The following is a 24,989-nucleotide window of genomic DNA, read 5'->3' on the forward strand; positions in this document are numbered from 1 at the left end:
GTTGCACTGCACCCCGTTGCACGGCTACGGTCGTCGGCATGGCGTTGGAGCACGCGATCCTCGTGTCGCTGGACGAGCGCTCGGGCTCCGGCTACGAGCTGGCCCAGCGGTTCGAGAAGTCCATCGGCTTCTTCTGGGCGGCCACCCACCAGCAGATCTACCGCACGCTCAAGCGCATGGTGGAGCTGGGCTGGGTGTCCTGCCACGAGGTCGCGCAGGACGGTCGGCCCGACAAGAAGGTGTACGAGGTCGCGGAGGCCGGTCGGGCCGAGCTGACCCGGTGGCTGGCCTCCCCCGGCGAGCCCGAGACGATCCGGCACGACCTGTCGGTCAAGGTCCGCGGCGCGTCGCTGGGCGACCGGGACGCGTTGCTCGCCGAGGTCGCCCGGCACCGGGACCTGCACGCCGAGCGCCTCGGGGTCTACCTCGCGATCGAGGCGAAGGACTTCCCCGACCGGTCGGCGCTGTCGGGACGGCGGCTGCACCAGCACCTGGTGCTGCGCGGCGGCATCCGGGCCGAGCGGGCGCTGGTCGAGTGGTGCGACGAGGTGCTGGCCGCGATGCGGGAGGACGACCGGCGATGACCCCCTACCCCACCCTGCTGCGACCGCTGGACCTGGGTTTCACGACCCTGCGCAACCGCGTCGTGATGGGCTCCATGCACACCGGCAACGAGGACCGCGCCAAGGACTTCGACGCGCTGGCCGCCTACTTCGCCGAACGGGCGCGCGGCGGCGTCGGACTCATCGTGACCGGCGGGTTCTCCCCCAACCTGGTCGGCTCGCTCTACCCGTTGTCGTCCAAGCTGACCACGCACCGCGAAGCGCGCCGCCACCGCGTCGTCACGCAGGCCGTGCACGAGCACGGCGGCAAGATCGCCCTCCAGCTGCTGCACGCGGGCCGGTACTCCCACCACCCGTTCAGCGTGTCCGCGTCACCCCTCAAGGCCCCGATCAGCAGGTTCCGGCCACGGGCCCTGTCGGACCGGGGCGTGCGGGCGCAGGTCGACGCGTTCGCCCGCGCCACGGCACTGGCCCGCGAGGCGGGCTACGACGGCGTCGAGGTCATGGGCTCCGAGGGCTACCTCATCAACCAGTTCCTCGCGCCGCGCACCAACCGGCGCACGGACCGCTGGGGCGGCAGCGCGGAGAACCGGCGGCGGATCGCCGTCGAGGTCGTGCGCCGCTGCCGCGAGGCCGCCGGACCGGACTTCATCCTCGTCTACCGGCTCTCCGCGCTCGACCTGGTGGAGGACGGCCAGACCTGGGACGAGGTGGTCGCGCTCGGCCGGGAGGTCGAGGCGGCCGGGGCGACGATCGTCAACACCGGCATCGGCTGGCACGAGGCCCGCGTGCCCACCATCGTCACCTCCGTGCCACGAGCCGCGTTCACGACGGTCACCGCCGGGCTCCGCCCGCACCTCGGCATCCCGGTGGTCACCTCGAACCGGATCAACATGCCCGAGGTCGCCGAGGAGGTGCTGGCGCGCGGCGACGCGGACCTGGTGTCGATGGCGCGACCGTTCCTGGCCGACCCGGACTGGGTGCGCAAGGCCGAGACCGGCCGCGAGGACGAGATCAACACCTGCATCGCGTGCAACCAGGCGTGCCTGGACCACACGTTCTCCTTGAAGAAGGCGTCCTGCGTGGTCAACCCGCGCGCGGGCAACGAGACCACGCTGCGGTTGCTGCCGACCCGCCGCGCCAAGCGGGTCGCCGTCGTCGGCGCGGGTCCGGCGGGGCTGGCCGCGGCGACCGCGCTGGCCGAACGCGGCCACGACGTGGTGCTGTTCGAGGCCGACGACGACATCGGCGGCCAGTTCGCCATCGCCCGCCGCATCCCGGGCAAGGAGGAGTTCGCCGAGACGATCCGCTACTTCCGGCGGCGGATCGAGCTGACCGGGGTGCGGCTGCGGCTCGGCGTCCGGGTGACCGCCGACGACGTGGCCGACTTCGACGAGGTGGTGGTCGCCACGGGCGTCGTGCCCCGCGTGCCCGCGATCCCCGGCGTGGAGCGCGCTCTGTCCTATGTGGACGTCGTGCGGCACGGCGCGCCGGTGGGCGACCGGGTGGCGGTCATCGGCGCGGGCGGGATCGGCGTGGACGTGGCCGAGTTCCTGACCCACGCCTCCTCCCCCGCCCTCGACGTCGAGCGGTGGCGGGCCGAGTGGGGCGTCACCGACCCGGAGCGCGTGCGCGGCGGCGTGACCGCGCCCCGGCCCGCGCCCGCCGCCCGCCGGGTGTACCTGTTGCAGCGCAAGGAGTCCCGGATCGGCAAGGGGCTGGGCAGGACGACCGGCTGGGTGCACCGGGCGGCGCTGGCGGCCAAGGGCGTCGAGCAGCTGACCGGGGTCAACTACGAGCGGATCGACGACGCCGGCCTGCACGTCACGTTCGGGCCCGGCCGGGAGCGGCCCAGGGTGCTCGACGTGGACACGGTCGTGGTGTGCGCCGGGCAGGAGTCGGTGCGCGACCTGGTGGACGCGCTCACCGCGCGCGGCGTCGTCACCCACGTCATTGGCGGCGCGGACGTCGCCGCGGAACTGGACGCCAAGCGCGCCATCGACCAGGGCACGCGACTCGCGGCCACGATCTGACCAGGAGGACCGGTGAACGCGGCACTGCGGTTCCAGGAGGCCGTCGAGGCGGGCGACGTCGTCGGCGCGACGGAGTTCTTCAGCGACGACATCACGTTCCACAGCCCGGTGAAGTTCCGGCCGTTCGAGGGGATCGACGCGGTCCGCGCCCTGTTCCGGGTGCTCCAGCGGACGTTCGAGGACTTCCGGTACGTGGGCCGCTACGACGGGACCGACGGTCACGTCCTGCACTTCCGCACCACCGTGAACGGCAAGCAGGTCGAGGGCATCGACCTCATCGGGCTCGACGCGGACGGCCGGATCGGCACGTTCACCGTGATGATCCGGCCGCAGTCGGCGCTGACGGCGGTCGGCGAGGCCATCTGGGCCGGCCTGGTCGCCGACGGCGTCGTGCCGGGGCAACCGGGCTGACGCGCTCACCGCAGCCCGTAGGCCCGGATGATCGTCTGGTCGACCGAGTTGCCCGCGGCGTCACGCGCCCGTGCCCGGAGCGAGACGAACCGCGCGCCGGCGGGGTGGGCGACGGCCGCGAGCCACCGCCCGCCCGACCCGACCAGCGGCACGGGCCGCCACGACGCGCCGTCGTCGAACGAGACCTGCACGACCGGCCTGGCCACGTCCGCGACACCGGTGACGCCGTTGCGCCGCACGGACACCGGGATCACGAAGGGCCGGCCGGCGGCGGCCCGGTTGTCCGCGTCCAGCGACGGGGCGAACCGCACCGCCAGCAGCGGCAGCGCCGCGGGTTCCGCGCCGGCGACGTGCCGCGAGGTGAACGACCAGTCGGCGACCACGCGTGACGACAGCCCCACCCGCTCCGCCTCGGCGTGCACCAGGTACGTGCCCTCCTCCGGCGGCAGCACGCCGGACACGGAGCCCGCGTAGGGCGACTCGCCGAGCAGCACGCCGTCGCGGCTCAGCGTGGTCCTCGCCGCCGTGGTCTCGGAGTGCCCGTAGTGGTTGGCGTCCTGGTCGGTGAACAGCGGCACGGAGACCGCGACCCCGTCGCCGAGCCGGCCCGCCCACTCGGCGACCCGGGCCGACTCGGGGAACGCCGGCCCGAACACCGCCGCGTTCCACCTCTCCGCCACCGCCCGGCCCGGGGTGAACCGGCGCGGCCGCGCCGTGGCCTGGTAGCTCTGCGGCGGGTAGGCGTGCGGCGCGGGCATCTGGAGGAAGTCGCCGTGCCAGTCGACGCCGGGCGCGTAGAACTCGGTGATCCGCAGCGGCAGCGGACCGCCCGCGACCTGGTCGCGGAAGCCGGACGTGCCGGGCGCGGCCGAGGCGACCACGGAGTCGACCCGGACCAGGTCGCGGCGGTGGAACGCGCGGTCGAGGCGTCGGGGCACCGCGCCGTCGTGCCGCCACGCGACCGAGTACTGGTAAGGGCTGCCGACGAAGCCGCCGGCGCCGTCCGGCCGGGCCAGGCGTCCGGTGACGGTGAAGCCCGCCGCGCCCGGAGCGGACGTCCGGGAGGGTGCGAACAGCACGTCACCGGGCAGGAACCCGACGAAGCCGGTGCCGGTCTCGCCCCAGGAGGCCGTGCGGTGGAAGAACACCTCGGTGTAGCCGGCCCGGGCCTCGCGCTGGTCCACCGACAGCCCGATGGGTCTGCCGGCGCGGGCGTCGACCACCAGCTCGGTCGGTCCCGTGACGGCGAGGGCGGGTTCCAGCACCTGGGTCAGCCGGCCGGTGGCCGGGGTCAGGACGGACGCGTCGACGTAGTACGTGCCCCTCGGCACGCGCGTGACGACGGTGCCGGAGGGGTCGTGCGCCGCGAAGGTGCGGCGGTGCTCCACGTCGACGAGCCGGAAGGAGTGCTCGGGGGTGGGCGCGCCGGTGTGGTCCAGGAAGGTGAGCTTTACGTCGTAGCTCTCCACCTCCCTGGTGAGGCTGATCGGCGTGCGCAGCGGCGCGGGGCCGCCGGTGGCGACCACGGCGCCGGTGTAGCGGCCGTCGGGCGCGTCCAGGGAGGTGTCGACGGTGACGCGGACGGTGGCCTCGCCGCCGGCGGGCAGGGTGAGCGAGGACGGGGTGAACGAGACCATGCCCGCGGGCGCGGGGTCGCCGTTCGGGTCGCGCAGGTCGGCGGTCGGGGTGAGGGTGACGGCGGTCGGGCCGGTGTTGCGGTAGTCGACCCGCGACCGGAGGGGTTCGTCGTCGTGGTGCGGCCACCGGGCGACGCCGAGGCCGAGCGACGCGGGTTCGGTGGTCACCGCCTGGGTGATCGCCGCGGCCACGTCGACCCGGCCCGCCCCCTGGTCGTGCACGGTGAGGTCGGGGTTGGGGCTCGCACTGGTCATGAGCGCGCTCTTGAGCTGCGCGGCCGTCCAGTCGGGGTGCTGGGCGGCGAGGATCGCCGCCGCGCCCGCCACGTGCGGCGCGCTCATCGAGGTGCCGGACAGCGCCACGTGCCCGGCGTCGACCGGCGTCCCGATGCGGCCGTTCGCCGCCCTGGCGGCCACGATGCCCACGCCCGGCGCGGTGAGGTCGGGCTTGACCGCCTCGTCGCCCCAGCGGGGCCCGCGCGAGGAGAAGTCGGCCAGCCGGTCCGACCGGTCCACCGCGCCGACGGTGAGGGCGAGGTCGGCCGCCGCCGGGCTGCCGATCGTCTGCTCGGACGGCCCGCTGTTGCCCGCCGACACCACGAACAGCGCGCCGCTCGCGCGGGTCAGCCGGTTGACGGCCAGCGACACCGGGTCGGTGCCGTCGGTGCGCGTCGAGCCGCCGAGGCTCAGGTTGACCACGTCCGCGCCCGCCGCCGCGGCCCACTCCATGCCGGCGATGACGTCGGACTCGTAGCCACCGCCCTGGTCGCCGAGGACCTTCCCGTTGAGCACCGAGCTGCCCGGCGCGACGCCCTGGTAGGCGCCCGAGCCGGTGATGGTCGCGGCGACGTGCGTGCCGTGGCCGACCCGGTCGTCGGTGTCCGGGCTGTCGGTGAAGTTGCGCGACTCCACGACCGCGCCCGCGAGGTCGGGGTGCGTGACGTCGACGCCGGAGTCGAGGACCGCGACCCGCGCGCCCGCGCCGGTGTGCCCGGCCCGCCACGCCACCGGCGCGCCGATCTGCGGGACGCTGCGGTCGAGCGCCGCCTCGACCCGGCCGTCCAGCCACACCTTCGCCACCCCGGAGCCCCGGATGCCGGCCCAGGCGGTCGTGCCCTTGGGCACTTCGACGGCGTACCCGCCGATGACGGGCAGCGGCTCGCCGGCCACCCCCGGCCCGGTCGAGGTCACGATCAGCCGCGTCACGCGGGTCGACCGGTCGTCGTAGCCGGCCCGGACCAGGCCGGTGACGTCGAACAGGCGCGCGTCCAGCCGTCCCGAGGCCACGTCGCCCAGCACGTCGGTCGGCAGCACGCTCAGGTCGCCGTGCTCGTCGAGCCGCTGCACGAACCGCACGTGGTCGCGCCCGGCACCGGGCCGCACCGCGGCACGCCCGCCGCGCAGCGCGACGACGTCGCCCGTGAGCAGCGTGACCGTGCCCTCCGGTCCCGCGTCGGCCGGAGGGGCCGTAGGTCGTGCGGCCGGCTCCGGCGGTGCGGCGGCGGCCGGGACGCCCGCGGCGATCGTCACCGCCACGGCCACCGGCCCTAGCAGTGCCCGTGTCCTGCGCGCCATCGGAACTCCCCTCACCGGACCGTCACCTCAAGTGACTTGACCACCTCGGGGAGTTACGGTGATGAGGTCCCACCCGGTTGGCCCAGCGCGACGGGGGTGATTCCCGCCCATCGGGAGAACCGGCGGGGCTGGCGTCGAGATCGATTCAGCGGACATCTCGCACTGGAGCGATCATGCCCGAGTCACGCACGCCCGCGGCGGTCCTCGCGCCGGCCGTGGCACTGCCGCTGGTGACCTCCCACGCGGCCGGGGCAGCGGTCCTGGTCGCCGAACTGCCCGGGCTCCCCGACTGCCCCACCCACCGCGCGGCCACCGACCTGGGCGCGGGACGCCCCTCCGGGCTCAACCCGGCGTGGTCGTCGGCAGCCCGGACCCGCAGGCGCTGCGCTGGGACGGCGCCGGCGTGACGGTGCTCAGCGCCTCCGGCGGCGTGGCCCTCGGCCGGCAGGCGCTCAACGTGCCGGGAAGGTCGTCCACCCGGGTTCCCTGGGCGGCGCGCACAGCCTGCCGACGGCGTTGAACGACCGGGGTGTGGTCGTCGGCGAGGCCACCACCCCCGACGGCGCGCTGAAGGCCGCGAAGTGGACCCCGCCGACCGCCACGCCCGTCCGGTGGCTCAGGGCTGGAACCGGTAGCCCCGACCGGGTTCGGTGAGCAGGTGCCGCGGGTGCGCCGGGTCCGGCTCCAGCTTGCGGCGCAGCTGCACCAGGTACACGCGCAGGTAGTGGGTGGCCGACGTGTGGTTCGGCCCCCACACCTCCGCCAGCAGCCGCCGCGGGCTGAGCACCTCGCCGCGCGCCCGCACCAGCGCTTCCAGCAGGCCCCACTCGGTCGGGGTCAGGTGCACCTCGGCGCCGTCGCGGTGGATGCGCTTCGCGGTCAGGTCGACGGTGAACGACGCGGCGCGCACGGTCGGCTCGTCCGCCCGCGCCTGCCGCGTGGTCGCCCGCCGCACGGCCGCGCGCAGCCGGGCCAGGAACTCGTCCACGCCGAACGGCTTGGTCACGTAGTCGTCCGCGCCGGCGTCCAGCGCCCGCACCTTGTCCGCCGAGCCGAGCCGGGCGGACAGCACGACGATCGGCGCGGTCGTGACCCGGCGCAGCCCGGTGATCACGTCGACGCCGTCGAGGTCGGGCAGGCCGAGGTCGAGCACGACCACGTCGGGGCGCTCCTCGGCCGCCCGCAACGCCGACGCGCCGTCCGCCGCGGTCAGCACCCGGTAGCCGTGGGCGTTGAGGCTGATCCGCAGCGCGCGCACGATCTGCGGGTCGTCGTCCACCACCAGGACCGTGGTCATGCCGTCTTCGCCGCCGCGATCGGCAGGGAGATGACGATCGTCAGACCACCGCCGGGCGTGTCCTCGGCGGTGATGGAGCCGCCCATCGCGTCCACGAAGCCCTTGGCCACGCTCAACCCGAGGCCGACGCCGGGCGTGGCGTCCCGGTCGCCGAGGCGTTGGAACGGCGCGAACACCGCGCTCGCCGTGTTCTTCGGCAACCCCTGCCCGTGGTCCACCACCCGCAGCTCCACCCGGTCGCCGTAGGCGCTGGCGCGCACCGCGACCTCCGGCTCGTCGACCCGGATCAGGCCGTCGCCGTTGACGTCGACGCGGCGGCGGGGGGTGAGCCTGCCGTGCCGCAGCGCGTTGTCGACCACGTTGGCCACCACGCGCTCGAGGAGGCCGAGGTCGGCGAGCACGGGCGGCAGGTGCTCGGCCACGTCTACCGACACCGTGCGGCGTTCGTCGATGCCGGCCAGGGCCCGCGCCACCACCTCGTCGTAGGTCACCGCGCGCAACTGCGGCACGACCGCGCCGGTGGCCAGCCGGGAGGAGTCGAGCAGATTGTCGATCAGGCCGGTGAGGCGGTCCGCCGACACCTCCACGGTCTCCAGCAGCTCGGCCGTGTCCTCGGCGGACAACGCCAGGTCCGCGTCGCGCAGGCTGCCGATCGCCGCCTTGATCGACGTCAACGGCGTGCGCAGGTCGTGGCCGACGGCGGACAGCAGCGCGGTGCGCAGCTCGGTGGTCTCCGCGCGCCGCTGCGCCTCGGCGGTCTCGGCGGCCATCCGCTGCTGCCGCAGCGCCATCAGCGCCTGACCGGCCGCGGCCTCCAGCGCCCGCTGGTCGGCGGCGGGCAGCGCCCGGCCGCGCAGCGCCAGGTGCACGTCCGCGGTCACGGGCACGTCCACGTCCGCGTCGTCGGGCTCGGCGCATGGCCGCGGGCCGACGCACGCCACCCGCTCCCACTCGCCGTCCCGGCGTTCCAGCAGCGCCACCGACTCCAGGGCGAAGTTCTCCCGCACCTTCTCCAGCAGCCGGGCCAGCGGGTAGGGGCTGGTCAGCACGGTGCGGGCGTAGGAGGCGAGCAGCGCTGCCTCGGTGCGGGCCCGCGCGCCCTGCTCGGCCAGCCGGGACGCGCGGTCGACCACGAGCGCGACGACGACCGCGACCACCAGCATGGCGACGAGCGTGACCACGTTGCCCGGGGTCGCGACGGCCAGGCTGTAGTAGGGCGGGGTGAAGAAGAAGTTCAGCAGCCCGGCGCCGAGGAACGCCGCCGTCAGCGCCGGGCCGTGCCCGCCGACCAGCGCGACCACGACGGTGGCCAGGAAGAACCCGACCAGGTCGGTCGAGGACCGCAGGCCGTCGCTCCACAGCAACCCGAGCGCCGTCACGGTGGCCGGCAGCAGCACCGCCAGGACCCACCCGAGCAGCACGCGGGACCGGGGCCGGGCCACCCCGCCCCACCTCCAGCGCGGGCCGCGCCGGGACTCGTCGTGGGTGACCATGTGCACGTCGATCGGCCCGGACGCCTGCACGGTCGCCGCGCCGATGCCCTCGTCGAACACCCTGGCCAGCCGCGACCGGCGGGACGTGCCGAGCACGAGCTGGGTGGCGTTCACGCCGCGGGCGAAGTCCAGCAGCGCGGTCGGCACGTCGTCGCCGACGACGGTGTGGAACGTCGCGCCCACGTCCTCGGTCACCCGCCGGAACGCGGCCACGAGCTGCGGCGACACCCCCGTGAGCCCGTCACCGCGCAGGATGTGCACGACCATCAGCTCCGCGCCCGCGCGGGCGGCGATGCGGCGGGCCCGGCGGATCAGCGTCTCGCTCTCCGGGCCGCCGCTGATGGCGACCACGACCCGTTCCCGGGTCTCCCACGTGTCGGTGATGCTCTGCTCGGAGCGGTAGCGCTGCAGCGCCACGTCGACCTGGTCGGCCAGCCACAGCAGCGCCAGCTCGCGCAGCGCGGTGAGGTTGCCGAGCCGGAAGTAGTTGCCGAGCGCCGCGTCGATCTTGTGGGCGGCGTAGACGTTGCCGTGGGCCAGGCGGCGGCGCAGCGCCTCCGGCGTGAGGTCGACCAGCTCGACCTGCTCGGCCCGCCGCACCACCTCGTCGGGCACGGTCTCGCGCTGCCGCACGCCGGTGATGCGCTCGACCACGTCGGTGAGCGATTCGAGGTGCTGCACGTTGACCGCGGACAGCACGTCGACGCCCGCTTCCAGCAGCTCCTCGACGTCCTGCCAGCGCTTGGCGTTGCGGGAACCGGGCGCGTTGGTGTGCGCCAGCTCGTCCACGACGGCCACCTCGGGCCGCCGGGCCAGCAGCGCGTCGAGGTCCAGCTCGGTGAGGTCGCCGCGGACCGGGCGGCGGGGCAGCTGCTCCAGCCCGTCCAGCAGCGCGGCGGTGTTCTCCCGGCCGTGCGTCTCGACCACGCCGACGACGACGTCCGTGCCGCGGACCAGGCGGCGGTGCGCCTCGCCGAGCATGGCGAACGTCTTGCCCACACCGGGCGCCGCGCCGAGGTAGATCCTCAGCTCGCCGCGCTTGCGCTTGCCTGCCACGGGCACAGTGTGCTCGTGCCCACCGGGGCGCGGGACCGGACCTCGTCCCTTTACGCGGTCTTGACGCCCGGTCGAAGTGTTCACGCGGAGTTCGGCTCCGCGCACCACCCCGGCGCGCGGGCGGAAACCGATACTTCGGCCTGCCGCGTTCGGTCAGGATCGGAGCACCGCATGTCTCACGACCACCACGACCACACCCACGAGCACCACCACGAAGAGGTGGAGGGCGGTTGGCGCGACGAGCGGGACGACCGGCCGCTGTCGGTGGCGCGACGTCGGTTCCTGGCGGGTCTGGGCGCCGCGGGCGTCGCCACCACGCTGGGTGCCGGGCCGGCGCACGCGCACGACGACCGGCCGCCCGTGCCGGTGAACCCGTGGGGCGGGCGCGGGCGCTGGTTCGCGGGCGACCACCACATCCACACCAAGTACTCCTCCGACGGCCAGTACGAGGTGGCCCAGCAGGTCGCCAAGGCGCGCGAGCACGGGCTGGACTGGGTGGTCATCACCGACCACGGCGGCGTGGCGCACGAGAAGTTCTCCGTCGGCCAGGTCGCGCCGGACGTCGAGCAGGCCCGCGAGGCCCACCGCGACGTGCTGGTCTACCAGGGGTTGGAGTGGAACATCCCCGGCGCCGAGCACGCCACGGTGTTCCTGCCGCCCGGCGGTTCCGCGGTGGACGTCCTGCGGGCGTTCGAGGCGGCCTACGACGGCGGCGTCCTGTCCACGCCGGTCGCGAGCGGCGGCAAGGGCCTGATCGCCCGCGCCACCTCGGCCGACGGCGAGCCGTACGCGCTGGCGGCCCTGCGGTTCCTGGAGGCGCAGGTGCTCGCCGGGCGCACGGAGATCGCGCTGATGTTCGCCAACCACCCGGCCCGGCGCGGCGTGGACAGCCCGCACGAGCTGCGGGGGTGGCGCGACGCGGCGCCCGGCGTGGCGGTCGGCATGGAGGGCGCGCCCGGTCACCAGGCGGCGGGCATCCGGACCGCCGACGGCGGGCGGGGCGGCGCGCGCGGCTACTACGACGGCGCCCCCAACCAGGACAGCTTCCCCGGCTTCGCACCGAACGCGGCGGAGAACCCGTACCGCACCTACGGCGGGTTCGACTGGATGACCGCCAAGGTCGGCGGCCTGTGGGACTCGCTGCTGGCCGAGGGCAGGCCGTGGTGGGTCACGGCGACCTCCGACGCGCACCAGGTGCACCTGGACACGCACAAGCCGGGTCCGGGCGACCACAACACCACCGGCAGCCGCGGCGCGCCCGTGGACACCGGCACGCCGCAGGTCTACGGCGACTACTGGCCCGGCTTCTACAGCTCCACCCTGGTCGGCGCGGACTCGAAGTCCTACGTGGACGTGATGCGCGGCATGCAGGGCGGCCGGGTCGTCGCGGTGCACGGGCGGATCGTCAACGGGCTGAACCTGCGGGTGCGCTCGCTCGGCGAGGGCGACAACCGGGGCGTCACGATCGGCGGCCGCACGTTCGTCCGGCGCGGCGACGACGTCGAGGTGGTGGTCGAGGTCGACCTGGCGCGGGGCCCGAACTTCTCGGGCGTGGTGCCCCGGCTCGCCAAGGTGGACCTGATCGCCGGTCCGGTCACCGGCCCGGTCGTCGACCGCGACGCGTTCTCCGCGCCGGCGACGAAGGTGGTCAAGACGTTCGAGGTCGCCCGCGGCGCCCGTGGCACGGTGAAGTTCACGCACACCTTCCGCGGTGTCGAGGGTGCGTTCTACCTGCGGGTGCGCGGGTCGGACGGCAAGCGGCTGACCTCCGACGGCAACCCGGTGATGGACGTCGTCGGCGACGCCGACCCGTGGTCGGACCTGTGGTTCTACGCCAACCCGGTGTTCGTGGACGTCATCTGATGACCTGGCTCGGCGCCGTGCCCGCGCTGTCCGCCCGGGTGTCGGGTGAGGTGGACGTGGCCGGGTCGGCGGTGGCGCTCGGCGGGCCGGTGGTCGTGCTCGACGACTCGGACACGCCGGCCGCGCGGGCCGCCAGGGCGGCGCGGGACCGGCTCGACGGCCGGTGCGCCCGGTTCCCCGGCCGGTCGGCGCTCACCGGCACGCACCCGGCGGCCGAGGTGGTGGCGGCGTCGGCGATCGACCGGGTGGTGGGCATCGGCGTCGAGGTCGCGCCGACCGACCGGGTGGAGGCGCTGGGGTTCCCGCGGCCGGTCTGCCGGGACGGCGAGGTGCCGCTACTCGCGGAGCCCGCGGCCGGAGGCGTGCCGCGCCCGGCGGAGGCCGAGAGCCCGCACGAGTGCCGCGGGGGTCGTTGACCCGATGCCGGGGCCGCCCGCGAACGCCCACAGGGCGATCACCGGGTCGCAGATCGCGCAACCGAGCGACGAGTGCTCGGCGAACGGCACGATCGGGTTGCCGTACAGGTGGTGCGCCACGTCCGCGGCGGTGTGGAGGAGCCACGCGACGCCGATGAACGTCCAGGACGTCAGGCCGCGGTAGGCGCAGTACGTGATGGCGGCGGTGATGGCGAACTCCCAGCCGCCGAGCCCGCCGCCGCTGAGGTAGGCCGCGCCGGCGCCGCCGACCATGACCGCGTTGAACGGCCGGCGGTGCCGCTCGGGCACGAGCGAGTTCGCCAGCACGTACAGCACACCGATGAGCAGTGCCGAGACCACGACCATCTTGGGAAGTCCTCAACGTCCGGGGGACAGGTACCCCCCGGACGTTAAGAGCACCGCGGCCGACTGGGCAGTGGCCGCGGTGCCAGACCCCAACGGGTTCTCGCCAACTACCGGACGGGGGTCGCCTCGGTGGGCTGCGCCTCGCCCAGGTCGAGGCTGGAGCGCAGCGTGATCGGCTTGAGCAGCAGCGCCGCGACCACGCCGACGACCGCGATGGCCGCCGAGATCACGAAGATGTGCCCGGTGGCGTCGCCGTAGGCGGCGCGGATGATGTGCTGCACGGCGTCCGGCAGCACGTTCAGGTTGAGGCTGCCGCCGCCACCGCCGGTGACCGGGATGCCCGCCGCCGTCAGGTCGCGGGTGATGGCCGTCTCGACCCGGCGGGCCAGGACCGCGCCGAGCACCGACACGCCGATCGTGCCGCCCAGCGACCGGAAGAACGCGATGGTCGAGCTGGCCGCGCCGATGTCCTTGAGCGGCACGGTGTTCTGCACCGCGAGCACCAGGTTCTGCATCGTCATGCCCACGCCGACGCCGACGAGCAGCATCGCGCCGCCGACCAGCACCAGCGACGTGGCGTGGTCGATCTGGCCCAGGGCGAAGAACCCGATCACGAGCGTGATCGCGCCGACCACGATGTAGGGCTTGACCCGACCGGTCTTGGTGATCAGGCGCCCGGACACGATCGACGCGCCGAGCACGCCCACCATCATCGGGATGGTCAGCAGGCCGGCCTCGGTCGGGGTGTAGCCGCGGCCGATCTGGAAGTACTGGCCCAGGAACACCGCGCCGCCGAACATGGCCATGCCCACCGCGACGCTGGCCAGGATCGCCAGGGCGGTCGTGCGCTGCTTGACGATGCGCAGCGGCACCACCGGCTCCGCCGCCCGGGCCTCCACGGCGATCGCCGCGCCGAGCAGCACCACCGCCGCGCCGACCATGGCGAACGTCTGCCACGACAGCCACGCGAACGAGCCGTCCACGAACGAGATCCAGACCAGCAGCACGCTCACGCCCACCGCGATCAGGCTCGCGCCCAGGTAGTCGATCTTCACGTTCTCCCGGCGGACGGTCCGCACCTTCAGCGTCGCCTGGAGCACGAACAGGGCGATCACGGCCACCGGCACGCCGATGAAGAAGCACCAGCGCCAGCCGAGCCACGAGGTGTCCACGATCAGGCCGCCCAGCAGCGGGCCGCCGACCGTGGCCAGCGCCATCACGCCGCCGAGGTAGCCGTTGTACCGGCCGCGCTCGCGGGGCGGGATCATCGCCGCGATCACCACCTGCACCAGCGCCTGCAGGCCGCCGACGCCGATGCCCTGGAAGGCGCGGGCGGCGATGAGCTGGCCCGCGCTCTGCGCGAAACCGCTGATCGCGGAGCCGACCACGAAGATCACGATGGCGACCTGGACCAGGGTCTTCTTGTCGAACAGGTCGGCGAGCTTGCCCCAGATCGGGGTGGCGGCGGTCGCGGTCAGCAGGGTGGCCGTCACCACCCAGGTGTACTGCGTCTGCGAGCCGTTGAGCGCGCCGATGATCTGCGGCAGGGCCGTCGAGACCACGGTGCCGCTCAGCATCGCGACGAACAACACCAACAGCAGTCCGCTCAGGGCCTCCAGGACCTGGCGGTGGCTCATCGTGCCGTCGGTGGTGGCGGGTGCGCTCATCGCGCGGCCTCCAAGGTGGAGCCGAGGGCTCCTTCGATGTCGGTGGTCAGGCGCCCGAGTGACCCGGTCAGCGCCTCGACCTCTTCCAGGGTCCAGTCGGCAAGCGCGCGGCCCAGCAGCCGGTCGTACCAGTCGCGGGCGTCGGCCAGCGCCGCCCGACCCCGGCCGGTCACCACGAGGATGCTGGCGCGGCCGTCGGCGGGGTCGGCCCGTCGTTCGACCAACCCGTTGGCGACCAGCGCGGCCACGGCCCGGCTGACCGTCGACGGGTCGAGCCCGGCGCTGGTGGCCAGCTCCTTGGCGTGGCAGCCGGTGGGGTTCTCCCCCACCCGGTCGATCTGCGCCAGGATGCCGATCAAGCCGCTCGGCACGGGATGAGGTCGCTGCTTGACCATCCGCACGACCCGCATGAGGTCGCGCAACCGGTCCTCCAGCTCACGCGCGACGGCGTCCATGCCGTCCCCCTGTCTCCTCGCTTTGCTTGCCACATACAACTATCGCCCCAAGTTGCACGTTGTGCAAGTTTGCCCAGAGTGCAGTGAGTTACACTTTGAAAGCTGCACGGCGTGCACGTTTTGGTACCGTAAGTCATCACTACGCCGAGCAACGGCCCGGTGACGCCCCGGGTCGGGAACGGACGCCGATGACCACCGCTCCCCCGCACAAGCGCGCCGCCACCGGTCGGCCGACCGTCCCCCTGCCACCCGAGCTCACCGTGCGCGACGCGGGCCCGTTCGACCCGCCGACCGCCCTCACCCGCCTGACCGAGCAGGGCCCCGTGCACCGGGTCACCATGCTCGACGGCGACCCGGCGTGGCTCGTGACCAGCCACGAACTGGCCCGCACCCTGCTCGGCGACCCGCGGTTGAGCTCGGACCGGTTCCGCAGCCGCCGCGTGCTGGAGAAGCTGCCGCAGCCGGTGCGCGCCCGGCTGACCGACAATCGGGCCCGCGCGGGCAGCTTCATCACCATGGACCCGCCGGAGCACACCCGGTACCGCAAGCTGCTCACCGGCCAGTTCACCGTGCGCCGGATGCGGCAGCTCGAACCGCGCGTGCGGCAGATCGTCGCCGAACACCTCGACGCGATGATCGCCGCCGGACCGGGCGCGGACCTCGTGCGGGCGTTCGCGCTGCCCGTGCCGTCGCTGGTGATCTGCGAGCTGCTCGGCGTCGGGTACGCCGACCGCGGCGAGTTCCAGGAGCGCACCGGAAAGCTGCTGCGCCTGGGCACGCCGGTGGACGAGGTGATGCGGCTGGCCGACGAGCTGCGGGCGTTCATGCACGGCCTGGTGCGGAGCAAGCGCGCCGAGCCCACCGACGACCTGCTGTCCGGGCTCATCCAGGCCGACCCGACGCTCACCGACGACGAGCTGGTCGGCATGGCGAACCTGCTGCTGGTCGCGGGCCACGAGACCACCGCCAACATGCTCGCGCTCGGCACGTTCGCGCTGCTGGAGCACCCCGAGCAGCTCGCCGCCCTGCGGGCCGACCCGGCGCTGATCGCCGGCGCGATCGAGGAGTTGTTGCGCTACCTGTCGATCGTCCACCTCGGCGTCGTGCGCACCACGCTGGAGGAGGTGGAGATCGCGGGCGAGGTCGTCCCCGCCGACGCGACCGTGCTCGTGTCCGTGCCCGCGGGCAACCGCGACCCGTACCAGTACCCCCGGCCGGAGGTGCTGGACGTCAACCGGCCGCGCGGCCCGCACCTGGCGTTCGGCCACGGCGTGCACCAGTGCCTCGGCCAGCAGTTGGCCCGGGTGGAGATGGCGGTCGCGTTCACCGGGCTGCTCACCCGCCTGCCCGGCCTGCGCCTCGCCGTGCCGGCGGCCGACGTGCCGATGCGCGACGACATGCTCGTCTACGGCGTGCACTCACTGCCGATCACGTGGGACGACGAACGCGCTGCGGCCCCGAACGGCGGCGTTTGACGCCGGATCGCCACGGGCGTCCACATTCCGCGATTCGTCTTCCGATCGTTTCGCCCCGACCGCGCCGCCGGCGCGGTCGGGCATTCGACACGTCGTCGTCTGAATCGAGGAGCTGAAATTCGTGGTGCCGTTCCACTTCGGCCAGGAGTACGCCGACCCGGGCAAGCGCGCCGAATTGTTGGGCGCGTGCGGCGCGGCGGGCGTCACCACCGTGGACCCGGTCGAGGCCAAGCCCGTCACGATCGGCGACTGACCCCCGGCGTGACCGGTTTCCCCGGCGTCAGGCCGGATCGGGGCGGACGGCGGCGAAGCCGACCTCCAACCTCGCGATCATCACGTCGATGAGGTCCGCCATCTCGGGCCGCTCGGCCGCGTCGAGCCACCAGCCCACGATCACCCGCAGGGTCGCCATGACGGTGGCCGCGAACATGGCCGGGTACAGGTCGGCGGCGGGGTCGACACCGACGCGGGCCGCGACCACCTCGGCCAACTCCCGCTCCTGCACCGCGAACGCGGCGATCTGGTGGGGCAGCAGGGCGGGCGTGCGGCGCAGGGCGCGCAGTTGCGCCACCCGGTCCGGGTCTACCCGGTCGGGCACGACGGCGACCAGCGCGGCGTGCAGGGCGTGCAGGACCGGCTCCTCCCGGGGCCGGTCCTGGAACGCCCGGACGAACGCGGCGGCGGTGGCGACGTCACCGGCGACCACCGCCTCCTCCTTGGAGGAGAAGTAGTTGAAGAACGTGCGCAGCGAGACGCCCGCCTCGGTGGCCACCTGCTCCACGGTCACCCCGTCGAGCCCGTGCGCCACGCACAGCCGCAGGGCGGCGTCGGCCAGCGCCGTCCGCGTGGCCAGCTTCTTGCGTTCGCGCAGTCCTGACACGGGCGAAAGTGTCGCACCCGCCCGACCGCGAGCCGGACAAGTGCGACACCGTGTCGCACCCGCCCGACCGCGAGCCGGACAAGTGCGACACCGTGTCGCCGGTGCCCCGAGGTCTCGCTAGTGCCCCGAGGCCATCTCGGCCGCCAACCGCTCGTCACCGCTGAGGGTCTTGAGCGGCTTCTCCTTGATGAACAGCACCGCCACCAGCGCCAGCACCGCGATCGGCGCGCCGATGAGGAACAGCTCGGCGGTGGCCGTGGCGTAGATCTCCCGCACGACCAGCCGCACCGGCTCGGGCAGCAGCGCCAGGTCGGGCACCGTGCCCTCGCCGCCACCGGGCGCCGGGCCGAACTTCTCCTCGCTCAACGACGTCACCCGGTTCGCGAGGACCGCGCCGAGCGCGCTCACGCCGATCGCGCCGCCGAGGCTGCGGAAGAACGTGAGGGTCGACGTGGTGGCGCCGAGGTCGCGGGCGGGCACGTCGTTCTGCGCCGCCAGCACCAGGTTCTGCATGAGCATGCCGACGCCGATGCCCAGCACGGCCATGTGCACGCTGACCACGAGCACGCCGGTGTCGGCGTCGATGGTGGCCAGCAGCAGCATCCCGCCGATCATGATCACGCCACCGGCGACGAGGAAGGCCTTCCACCGGCCCCACTTGGTGATCAGCTGCCCGGCGACGGTGGACGACACCAGCAGGCCGAAGATCATCGGCAGGCTCATCAGGCCCGCCTGCGTCGGCGACTTGCCCAGGCCGATCTGGAAGTACTGGGACAGGAACACCGTGCCGCCGAACATCGCCACGCCGACCAGCGCGCTGGCGAGCGTCGTCAGCGCGACCGTGCGGTTGGCGAAGATCGTCAGCGGCACGATGGGGTCGGCCGCCCGCGACTCCACCCACACCGCGAGCGCGAGCAGCACCACGCCGACCGCCACGAGCACCGCCGTCCACGCCGAGGCCCACTCGAACTGGTGACCCGCCAGCGTCGACCACACCAGCAGCGTGGACACGCCGCCGACGATCAGGGCCGCGCCCAGGTAGTCGATCGTGACCTCCTTGCGCACCACCGGCAGGTTCAGCGTGCGCTGGAGCAGCACGATGGACGCCAGCGTGAACGGCACGCCGATGAAGAAGCACCAGCGCCACCCCAGCCACGAGGTGTCCACCATGAGGCCGCCGATGAGCGGGCCGGCGACCGTGCCGACGCCGAACACCGCGCCGAAGATGCCGGCGTAGCGGCCCATCTCGCGCGGCGGGATCATCGCCGCCATCACGATGGTGGCCAGCGCCGTCATGCCGCCCGCGCCCAGGCCCTGCACGACGCGGCTCGCGATGAGCACCTCGACGTTCGGCGAGAAGCCCGCGATGAGCGAGCCCACCACGAACAGGCCGAGGGAGAGCTGGATCAGCAGCTTGCGGCTGTAGAGGTCGGCGAGCTTGCCCCACAGCGGCACGGTCGCCGTCATCGCCAGCAGCTCGGTCGTGACGACCCAGGTGTAGACCGACTGCGTGCCGTGCAGGTCGGCGATGATGCGCGGCAGCGCGTTCGACACGATGGTCGAGGCCAGGATGGCCATGAACATGCCCAGCATGAGGCCGGACATGGCTTGCACGACGTCCCGGCGCGAGGTCGTGCCGGTTTCGGTGGACATCGATTCCCCCATGTGGTGATCGCGTGTTCGGTGTTCGCTCGTTCGGTGATCGCTCGTTCGGTGATCGCTCGTTCGGTGATCGCTCGTTCGGTGATCGCTCGTTCGGTGATCGCGTGGTCGGTGATCGCGTGGTCGGTGATCGCGTGGTCGGTTCATCGGGCGCTGGGTGGGTTGTCGAGCCCCGCCGCGAGGAGGTCGAGCGCTTCGGCGAGCAGGTCGTGCAGGGACGCGGCGGTGTTGGACCAGCGCGCCACCGCCACCCGGAACGCCGCGCCCGCCGCCGCGCCGAGAAGCAGCGGGTAGGTGTCGTCGGCGGGCAGGCCCACCCGTTCGGCGATGCCCTCGACCAGTTGGCGCTCCAGGGCCTCGCCCCCGGCGAACAGGCGGGCCAGCAGCACGGGGTGCTGCTGCACCACCCGCATCCGCAGCAGCCAGTGCTCGCGGTCGTCCGCCAGCTCCGCCGAGACCTCCGCCAGCAGCGCCTCGCGCACCGCCGAGGCCGCGGACAGGTCCGGGGCCTGGGCGACGACCGCGGCGCGGACGCGCGGGCCGGCGTCCGGGTCCGGGCCGAGGACGGCGTCCTCCTTGCTCGGGAAGTAGTTGAAGAAGGTGCGCGGCGAGACGTCGGCGGCGGCGCTGATGTCCTCCACGGTGACGTGGTCGAGGCCGTGCTCGGCGACCAGGCGGACGGCGGCGCGCCCGAGCGCCTCGCGGGTCTGCCGCTTCTTGCGGTCGCGGAGCCCCTCGGCTCCCTGCGGGGTCACCGGGCCAGCGTAGGAATAAAAGTGCACTCACTGCAAGTTTGCAGGGACTGCACCATTGTGATCCGACCCTCGTCCGGCACTCGCACCACCGACCCCTCCGCCCGTGTTCCGCACGTCCGCCTCGGCCGGGCGATTGTGCGGCACGAACGGGGCCTTGCCACAAGACCCCCGGTGTGATATATGTTCGAAGTGGGCAGGAGTGCCGCGCCCTCCTGATCCCCACCTCACCCCCCGCTCGGTCCGGCGTTTCGGCTTACCACTCGAACGAGTGAGATTTCCGGACCGATCGGTAACCGGCGTGATCCACAGTGGACCGTCGGTGACGCAAAACGCTTTCCGCCGGCGAGTTTGCCCCGCCCGATGCGGGGCAGTCGGAATCATCGCTGCGGTGCATCGGTCAAAAGCGCGCCGACCACCCTCGCCGTCCACACGGATTCGACCCGATGACCCCCAGGCCCGCGCGGCCGGGAACGGTGGGCACCTCGTTCACGATTGTTCGTGGTGCCACCCGGTAGGGGGGATTTCGCCGGACGGCCGATCACTTGCGGAGACTGCCGTGACGGAAAATCTTGAAGCTGAAGCAGCTGTCCCACTCTCGAATGAACTCTTCGGCCTTTCCGCTGACCGCGTGGTGGTGCCCGCCTACGACCGCTCGCGACTGCGGCCCGCCGTCGTCCACTTCGGGGTCGGCGGGTTCCACCGCGCGCACCAGGCGATGTACTTCGACAAGCCGGCCGAGTTGGGGTTCACCCACTGGGGCGTCATCGAGGTGGGGATGAAGCACCCCGAGACGGGTGAGGTGCTCAGCGCGCAGGACAACCTGTTCACCGTGGTCCGGCGCGGGTCCCACGCCGGCCAGGCGAGGGTGGTCGCCGGCATGGTCGAGCACCTCCTGCCGGCCGACGACCCGGACGCGGTGCGGGAGCGGTTGTCCGACCCGGAGATCCGGCTGGTGACGTTGACGATCACCGCCGACGGCTACGCCGTGCCCGACGACCCCGAGCGGGCGCGCGACTCCGTGTTCGGATTGCTGGTCGACGCCCTGGGCGCCCGCCGCCGCGCCCGCCGCGCGCCGTTCACCGTCCTGTCGTGCGACAACCTGCCGGACTCCGCCGCCGCGGTGCGCGAGTCGGTCATGGCGCCGGCCCGGCGGCGCGACCCGGCCCTCGCGCGGTGGATCGCGGAGCGGGTCACCTTCCCCGGGAGCATGGCGGACCGGATCACCCCGGCGACCACGTCGGAGGACCGGGACGAGGTCGAGCGCGAGTTCCGCATCGACGACCGCTGGCCGGTGATCACCGAGCCGTTCAGCCAGTGGGTCGTGGAGGACGCCTTCTGCAACGACCGGCCGCCGCTGGACCGGGTGGGCGTGCGGTTCGTGCCGGACGTCGCGCCCTACGAGCTGATCAAGAGCGGGCTGCCCGACGGGGCCCACACCTCCGCGCTGGACACGCTGCGCGGCAGGGGCGCGCGAGCCCTGCTGGAGGACCTGGCCGCGCCGGCGGCGCACGTCGGCGCCCGGTAGCGGCGTCGCGTCACCTCGTCGGGTGAGGGTGCGGTTCGGACGGGCGTGCCGGGTTGAAACGCCCGCACGGTGGCGGAACCCTGGTGGCCGAAGGCCTGGCAAGATCGACTCGCGAGGGGAACGATGCTCCGCAGCACTCGCCTGTTCGGCCCGAAGCGCCGCGTGACCTTCTCGCTGCCGCTCGACGACCCGCGCGGGCCGGTGAGCGTCGTCGGCACGTTCAACGACTGGACCCCCGGCGTGCACGAGCTGGTGCCGCGGCGCGACGGCACGCGCACGGTGACCGTGGTCCTCCCGCCGGGCACGCACCGGTTCCGCTACCTCGGCGACGGCGGCCACTGGTTCGACGAGCCGGACGTCCCCACGGTCGACCCCGACGGGTGCGTGCTCACGATCGACGCGACGTGAACCGGCCGTGGAAGCCGAACGGGATCGCGTGCGGCACCGAGGCGCGGGCCAGTTCGGTGAACGTGGCCGCGTCCAGCACCAGCAGCCCGGAGCGGCCGGCCCCGCTGTCGAGCACCACGGACAGCAGCACGCCGTCGTCCTCGGCCCGGGCGTCGGGCGCGGGCACGAAGACCGGTTCGCCCGGGTACCCGCCCGCCTCGTGCCACCGCCACGTCCGCCCGTTGCGGACGTCGACCTTGACCAGCTGGTTGACGAAGTCGCGCGTGCCGTTGTCGCGCGCGCCGACGCCGTAGGCGTACCGGTAGTCGCGCCCGTTGTGCGTGTCGTAGGCGATGCGCGGCAGCTCCAGCGAGTCCTCGGCGAGCCGCCGTGACCGCACGCCGCCGCCGGTGAGGCTGACCTCGTACCGGGTCGGGAAGGCCGGCGGCAGCTCGGCCTCGCCCCGCACCCGGTCCAGGTACAGGGCGTCGACCACGGTGGCGTCGGGGTAGGCGCAGAGGTCCACGACGACCCGGTCGCCCTCGTCGTAGGCGTTGATGTGGTGGAACGCGAAGCAGGCGTCGGCGCGCGCGTCGGCCACCACCCTGCCGTCGCGCTGGTCGACGACGATGAACCGGGTGCCCAGCTCGGGCCGCCAGCGGTAGTTCTCGATGAACGGCTTGGCGCGCAGCAGCAGCGTCAAGGGGTTGACGACGAGCGGGAAGACGGCGAGGACGACGTGCCGCTCGGTGATGGCGAAGCTGTGCATGTAGCCGGGTCGGTCGGCGGGGATCGCGGCGAGCACCTCGCGGGTCAGGTCGCGCTGCCGGTAGAGCTGGTAGACGCTGCGCCTGCCGAACTTGAGCACGTAGTTGACCAGGTCGCCGGTCAGCGGCGCGCGGTGCGGGTGGGCGGTGGTGACGTGGCCGTCGAGGGCGTCGTCGTAGTCGGTGAGGCCGACGGTGGCCAGCGTCTCGCGGTCGAACTCGACGGCGATCGGCGTCTCGGTGAGGGCGAAGTCGCGGTCGCCGTCGGTGGTGACGTTGACGTTGGCGTTCGTGGTGCGGCGCAGGCGGGGGTGGGTGAAGAAGCGGCTGAAGAGGGAGCGGCACGGGTCGGTGGCGAACTCGCCGAACGCGATGTGCCCGTCCTCGCGCACGGCGTCGTGGCTGGGCGTGCGCAGGTAGCGGTTGCGGTAGGTGACCGCGCCGTCGGTGAAGGCGAAGCGGTGCAGCATCGCCAGGCCGTCGAACCAGTGGCGGAACGAGCCCTTGTCGGTCTCGAACTTCGCCGGTCCGTTGCGCACCAGCGTGCCGGCCAGCCAGCTCGGCAGCTCGCCGCGCACCTCGAGGTCGACGTCGACCTCCTGGTCGAGGGTCTGGAACCCGGTTCGCGCGCCCATGGTGACCCACCTTCGTGTGACAGTGTTACACAACATCGTTATAAAACGCCGTTTCGATTCATTTGTCAAGCGTGAGCTCGTCACCCCGCTCGTGCGCCCACCGACCCAGGGCGTCGATCGGGTCGAGCAGGCTGCGCCCGAGGTCGGTGAGCGCGTACTCGACGCGGTCCGGCCACGCGGTGCGCGCCACCAGCCCCGCGGCCTCCAACCGGCGCACGGTCTCGGTGAGCACCTTCGACCGGATGCCGCCGATGGTCCGGCGCAGCTGCGCGGGCCGGCGCGGGCCGTGCCGCAGCGCGTGCAGCACCACCGGGTTCCAGGTGTTGGCCAGCAGGTCGAACGCCTGCCGGGCGCGGCAGTCGGCGAGGAACTCCACGGGCACTCCCCTCGGCGGTGGGCACCGTTCGGTGCCCACCGGTCTCCCTAGCGTCAACGGCGACCAATGGTGAGGGAGCAGCGGTGCGGATCGGTGTGCTGGGGTCGGGCGGGATGGCGGACGCGTTGGGCGGCCGGTGGGTCGGGGCGGGGCACGAGGTGCTGATCGGGGGGCGTTCCGCGATGCGTTCGGCGGAGCTGGCGGCCCGGATCGGCGCGAGCGCCGGCACGCCGGCGGACGCGGTGGCGTTCGGGGAGGCGGTGCTGGTGGCCGTGCCGGCGGCGGTGGCCGCGGACGTGCTCGGGCACGCGCCGGGACAGGTGGTGGTGGACTGCACGAACTCGGTGGTGCCCGGCCGGTTCGTGCTGGACGAGCCGCGGGCCGCCGCCCGGCTCGCGGCGAGGTCGGGCGCGCACGTGGTGAAGGCGTTCAACCTCTGCCACGTGGACGTGTGGCGCGGCCCGCTGGTGTTCGAGGGCCGGCCGCTCGGCGTGCCGCTGTGCGGCGACTCCGAGGACGCGCTGGCGGTCGTGCGGGAGCTGGTGCGGTCGATCGGGTGCGTTCCGGTCGACGGCGGGCCGCTGGAGCGGGCCGAGCTGCTGGAGGCGACGACGGCGTTCGCCATCGGGCTGTGGGTCGGCGGCGCGGACGTGAGGTCGTTGTTCCCGACGGTTCCGTAAGCGCTAATATAACAGCACTGTCATATCCATGAGGAGGCGAAGTGCTGTACCCGGAGATCGAGCCGTACGACCACGGCATGCTCGACGTCGGCGACGGGCACCACGTGTACTGGGAGGTGTGCGGCAACCCCGACGGCAAACCGGCTGTGGTGCTGCACGGCGGGCCCGGCTCGGGCTGCACGCCCCGCGCCCGCCGGTACTTCGACCCGCGGGCGTACCGGGTGGTGCTGTTCGACCAGCGCGGGTGCGGCCGGAGCACGCCGCACGCGGGCCTGCCGGTCGTGGACCTGTCCGCCAACACCACCGATCACCTGGTCGGCGACCTGGAGCGGCTGCGCGAGCACCTGGGCATCGACCGGTGGCTGGTGTTCGCCGCGTCCTGGGGCTCGGTGCTCGGCCTGGTGTACGCGGAGCGGTTCCCGCACCGGGTCTCGGAGATGGTGCACGCGGGCGTGGCGACGGGCCGGCGCGCGGAGACCGACCTGTTGACCACGGGCCTGGGCCCGATGTTCCCGGAGGCGCACGCCCGGTTCCTCGAGCTGGCGCCCACCGGCGACCCGGCGGCCGGGTACCTGGAGCTGCTGCTGTCCCCCGACCCGGCCGTGCACCTGCGCGCGGCCGAGGAGTGGTGCGCGTGGGAGGACGCGATGCAGCCGCTGTCGCCCGGCGCGTTCCGGTTCGACCGGCCCGAGGACGGGCTCGCGTTCGCCCGGCTGGTGACGCACTACTGGGCGCACGGGTCGTGGCTTCCCGAAGGGATCGTCCTGGAAGAGGCGTGGAAGCTCGCGGGAATTCCCGGCGTGATCGTTCAAGGTGTTCTCGACCTGGGAAATCTCATCGGCACGCCGTTCGACCTCGCGCACGCCTGGCCGGAGGCGGAACTGGTGCTCGTCGGCGAGACCGCGCACGGCGGGAGCGACGCGATGGCGGAAGCCCGTCGCGCGGCTGCTGACAAATTCCGGTAACACCCGGAAACTCGGTGCGATGGAGTGGTGGGCGGCCCGTCCTGGGGGTT

23 protein-coding genes are annotated in these 24,989 nt (G+C 73.4%); 12 read left to right on the forward strand and 11 right to left on the reverse strand.

Going from position 1 to position 24,989, the window contains the following annotated elements:
* The first annotated feature begins 38 nt into the window (after positions 1–38).
* From ACIGNX_RS11230 to ACIGNX_RS11240, 3 genes are read left to right on the forward strand one after another with little or no spacing between them, the layout of a single operon-like run.
* Positions 39–584: a PadR family transcriptional regulator gene (locus ACIGNX_RS11230; protein WP_396538746.1), complete on the forward strand. Its 546-nt coding sequence runs from the start codon at positions 39–41 to the stop codon at positions 582–584.
* Complete coding sequence (locus ACIGNX_RS11235) at positions 581–2,596, forward strand: FAD-dependent oxidoreductase (protein ID WP_396538748.1); 2,016 nt, start codon at positions 581–583, stop codon at positions 2,594–2,596. Before ACIGNX_RS11230 ends, ACIGNX_RS11235 begins: the two co-directional genes overlap by 4 nt.
* Positions 2,597–2,608: 12 nt before the next feature.
* Positions 2,609–3,007: a nuclear transport factor 2 family protein gene (locus ACIGNX_RS11240; protein WP_396538749.1), complete on the forward strand. Its 399-nt coding sequence runs from the start codon at positions 2,609–2,611 to the stop codon at positions 3,005–3,007.
* A gap of 5 nt (positions 3,008–3,012) precedes the next feature.
* On the opposite strand, the gene ACIGNX_RS11245 is transcribed toward ACIGNX_RS11240, so the two are convergent.
* Positions 3,013–6,219, reverse strand: a complete 3,207-nt coding sequence (locus ACIGNX_RS11245; RefSeq protein ID WP_396538751.1) for a S8 family serine peptidase — start codon at positions 6,217–6,219, stop codon at positions 3,013–3,015.
* Between the two features lie 173 nt (positions 6,220–6,392).
* Here ACIGNX_RS11245 and ACIGNX_RS11250 point away from each other — a divergent pair, with 173 nt between their 5' ends.
* Positions 6,393–6,626, forward strand: coding sequence for a hypothetical protein (locus ACIGNX_RS11250; protein ID WP_396538753.1), 234 nt, complete (start codon positions 6,393–6,395; stop codon positions 6,624–6,626).
* A gap of 209 nt (positions 6,627–6,835) precedes the next feature.
* Here ACIGNX_RS11250 and ACIGNX_RS11255 read toward each other — a convergent pair whose 3' ends face one another.
* Together ACIGNX_RS11255 and ACIGNX_RS11260 are read right to left on the reverse strand one after the other, a co-directional pair.
* A complete protein-coding gene (locus tag ACIGNX_RS11255; protein ID WP_396538755.1) occupies positions 6,836–7,516 on the reverse strand; it encodes a response regulator in 681 nt (226 codons plus the stop codon).
* Complete coding sequence (locus ACIGNX_RS11260) at positions 7,513–10,065, reverse strand: DUF4118 domain-containing protein (protein ID WP_396538757.1); 2,553 nt, start codon at positions 10,063–10,065, stop codon at positions 7,513–7,515. The genes ACIGNX_RS11255 and ACIGNX_RS11260 overlap by 4 nt, the downstream gene beginning before the upstream one ends.
* A 171-nt stretch (positions 10,066–10,236) precedes the next feature.
* On the opposite strand from ACIGNX_RS11260, the gene ACIGNX_RS11265 reads away from it, so the two are divergent.
* Both ACIGNX_RS11265 and ACIGNX_RS11270 read left to right on the forward strand, forming a co-directional pair.
* Positions 10,237–11,928, forward strand: a complete 1,692-nt coding sequence (locus ACIGNX_RS11265; RefSeq protein WP_396538759.1) for a PHP domain-containing protein — start codon at positions 10,237–10,239, stop codon at positions 11,926–11,928.
* Positions 11,928–12,344, forward strand: a complete 417-nt coding sequence (locus ACIGNX_RS11270) for a hypothetical protein (protein WP_396538761.1) — start codon at positions 11,928–11,930, stop codon at positions 12,342–12,344. Before ACIGNX_RS11265 ends, ACIGNX_RS11270 begins: the two co-directional genes overlap by 1 nt.
* On the opposite strand, the gene ACIGNX_RS11275 is transcribed toward ACIGNX_RS11270, so the two are convergent.
* The 3 genes from ACIGNX_RS11275 to ACIGNX_RS11285 form a co-directional block, all read right to left on the reverse strand.
* A complete protein-coding gene (locus ACIGNX_RS11275) occupies positions 12,264–12,710 on the reverse strand; it encodes a DUF6010 family protein (RefSeq protein WP_396538763.1) in 447 nt (148 codons plus the stop codon). The genes ACIGNX_RS11270 and ACIGNX_RS11275 overlap by 81 nt on opposite strands.
* A 107-nt stretch (positions 12,711–12,817) precedes the next feature.
* A complete protein-coding gene (locus tag ACIGNX_RS11280; RefSeq protein WP_396538765.1) occupies positions 12,818–14,377 on the reverse strand; it encodes an MDR family MFS transporter in 1,560 nt (519 codons plus the stop codon).
* The gene (locus tag ACIGNX_RS11285) at positions 14,374–14,832 is read right to left on the reverse strand and encodes a MarR family winged helix-turn-helix transcriptional regulator (protein ID WP_396538767.1); all 459 of its coding nucleotides are present in this window, start codon (positions 14,830–14,832) and stop codon (positions 14,374–14,376) included. The genes ACIGNX_RS11280 and ACIGNX_RS11285 overlap by 4 nt, the downstream gene beginning before the upstream one ends.
* Before the next feature lie 188 nt (positions 14,833–15,020).
* On the opposite strand from ACIGNX_RS11285, the gene ACIGNX_RS11290 reads away from it, so the two are divergent.
* Entirely contained in the window at positions 15,021–16,307 is a 1,287-nt protein-coding gene (locus tag ACIGNX_RS11290; RefSeq protein ID WP_396538769.1) for a cytochrome P450, read from the forward strand.
* Between the two features lie 121 nt (positions 16,308–16,428).
* The gene (locus tag ACIGNX_RS11295) at positions 16,429–16,560 is read left to right on the forward strand and encodes a hypothetical protein (RefSeq protein WP_396538771.1); all 132 of its coding nucleotides are present in this window, start codon (positions 16,429–16,431) and stop codon (positions 16,558–16,560) included.
* 27 nt (positions 16,561–16,587) lie between these two features.
* Here the strand turns inward: ACIGNX_RS11295 and ACIGNX_RS11300 are convergent, their stop codons facing one another.
* The 3 genes from ACIGNX_RS11300 to ACIGNX_RS11310 all read right to left on the reverse strand — a co-directional run bounded on the left by ACIGNX_RS11300 (position 16,588) and on the right by ACIGNX_RS11310 (position 19,604).
* Positions 16,588–17,187, reverse strand: a complete 600-nt coding sequence (locus ACIGNX_RS11300) for a TetR/AcrR family transcriptional regulator (protein ID WP_396538773.1) — start codon at positions 17,185–17,187, stop codon at positions 16,588–16,590.
* Positions 17,188–17,304: 117 nt separating this feature from the next.
* Complete coding sequence (locus ACIGNX_RS11305; protein WP_396538775.1) at positions 17,305–18,840, reverse strand: MDR family MFS transporter; 1,536 nt, start codon at positions 18,838–18,840, stop codon at positions 17,305–17,307.
* Positions 18,841–18,992: 152 nt separating this feature from the next.
* The gene (locus ACIGNX_RS11310) at positions 18,993–19,604 is read right to left on the reverse strand and encodes a TetR family transcriptional regulator (protein WP_396538777.1); all 612 of its coding nucleotides are present in this window, start codon (positions 19,602–19,604) and stop codon (positions 18,993–18,995) included.
* 628 nt (positions 19,605–20,232) lie between these two features.
* On the opposite strand from ACIGNX_RS11310, the gene ACIGNX_RS11315 reads away from it, so the two are divergent.
* Positions 20,233–21,129: a hypothetical protein gene (locus ACIGNX_RS11315; protein WP_396538779.1), complete on the forward strand. Its 897-nt coding sequence runs from the start codon at positions 20,233–20,235 to the stop codon at positions 21,127–21,129.
* Positions 21,130–21,252: 123 nt separating this feature from the next.
* The gene (locus ACIGNX_RS11320) at positions 21,253–21,537 is read left to right on the forward strand and encodes an isoamylase early set domain-containing protein (protein WP_396538780.1); all 285 of its coding nucleotides are present in this window, start codon (positions 21,253–21,255) and stop codon (positions 21,535–21,537) included.
* On the opposite strand, the gene ACIGNX_RS11325 is transcribed toward ACIGNX_RS11320, so the two are convergent.
* Together ACIGNX_RS11325 and ACIGNX_RS11330 are read right to left on the reverse strand one after the other, a co-directional pair.
* Positions 21,518–22,918, reverse strand: coding sequence for a carotenoid oxygenase family protein (locus tag ACIGNX_RS11325; RefSeq protein WP_396538782.1), 1,401 nt, complete (start codon positions 22,916–22,918; stop codon positions 21,518–21,520). The genes ACIGNX_RS11320 and ACIGNX_RS11325 overlap by 20 nt on opposite strands.
* 58 nt (positions 22,919–22,976) lie before the next feature.
* A complete protein-coding gene (locus tag ACIGNX_RS11330) occupies positions 22,977–23,294 on the reverse strand; it encodes a winged helix-turn-helix transcriptional regulator (RefSeq protein WP_396538784.1) in 318 nt (105 codons plus the stop codon).
* A gap of 83 nt (positions 23,295–23,377) precedes the next feature.
* Between ACIGNX_RS11330 and ACIGNX_RS11335 the strand changes: the two genes are divergently transcribed.
* Positions 23,378–23,974 carry an NADPH-dependent F420 reductase gene (locus tag ACIGNX_RS11335; RefSeq protein ID WP_396538786.1) on the forward strand — a complete coding sequence of 199 codons (597 nt, stop codon included), beginning with the start codon at positions 23,378–23,380 and terminating at the stop codon, positions 23,972–23,974.
* Positions 23,975–24,015: 41 nt separating this feature from the next.
* Entirely contained in the window at positions 24,016–24,939 is a 924-nt protein-coding gene (pip, locus tag ACIGNX_RS11340; RefSeq protein WP_396538788.1) for a prolyl aminopeptidase, read from the forward strand.
* Positions 24,940–24,989: the final 50 nt, after the last annotated feature.

Source organism: Actinosynnema sp. NPDC053489, assembly GCF_044544865.1.
GTDB lineage: Bacteria > Actinomycetota > Actinomycetes > Mycobacteriales > Pseudonocardiaceae > Actinosynnema.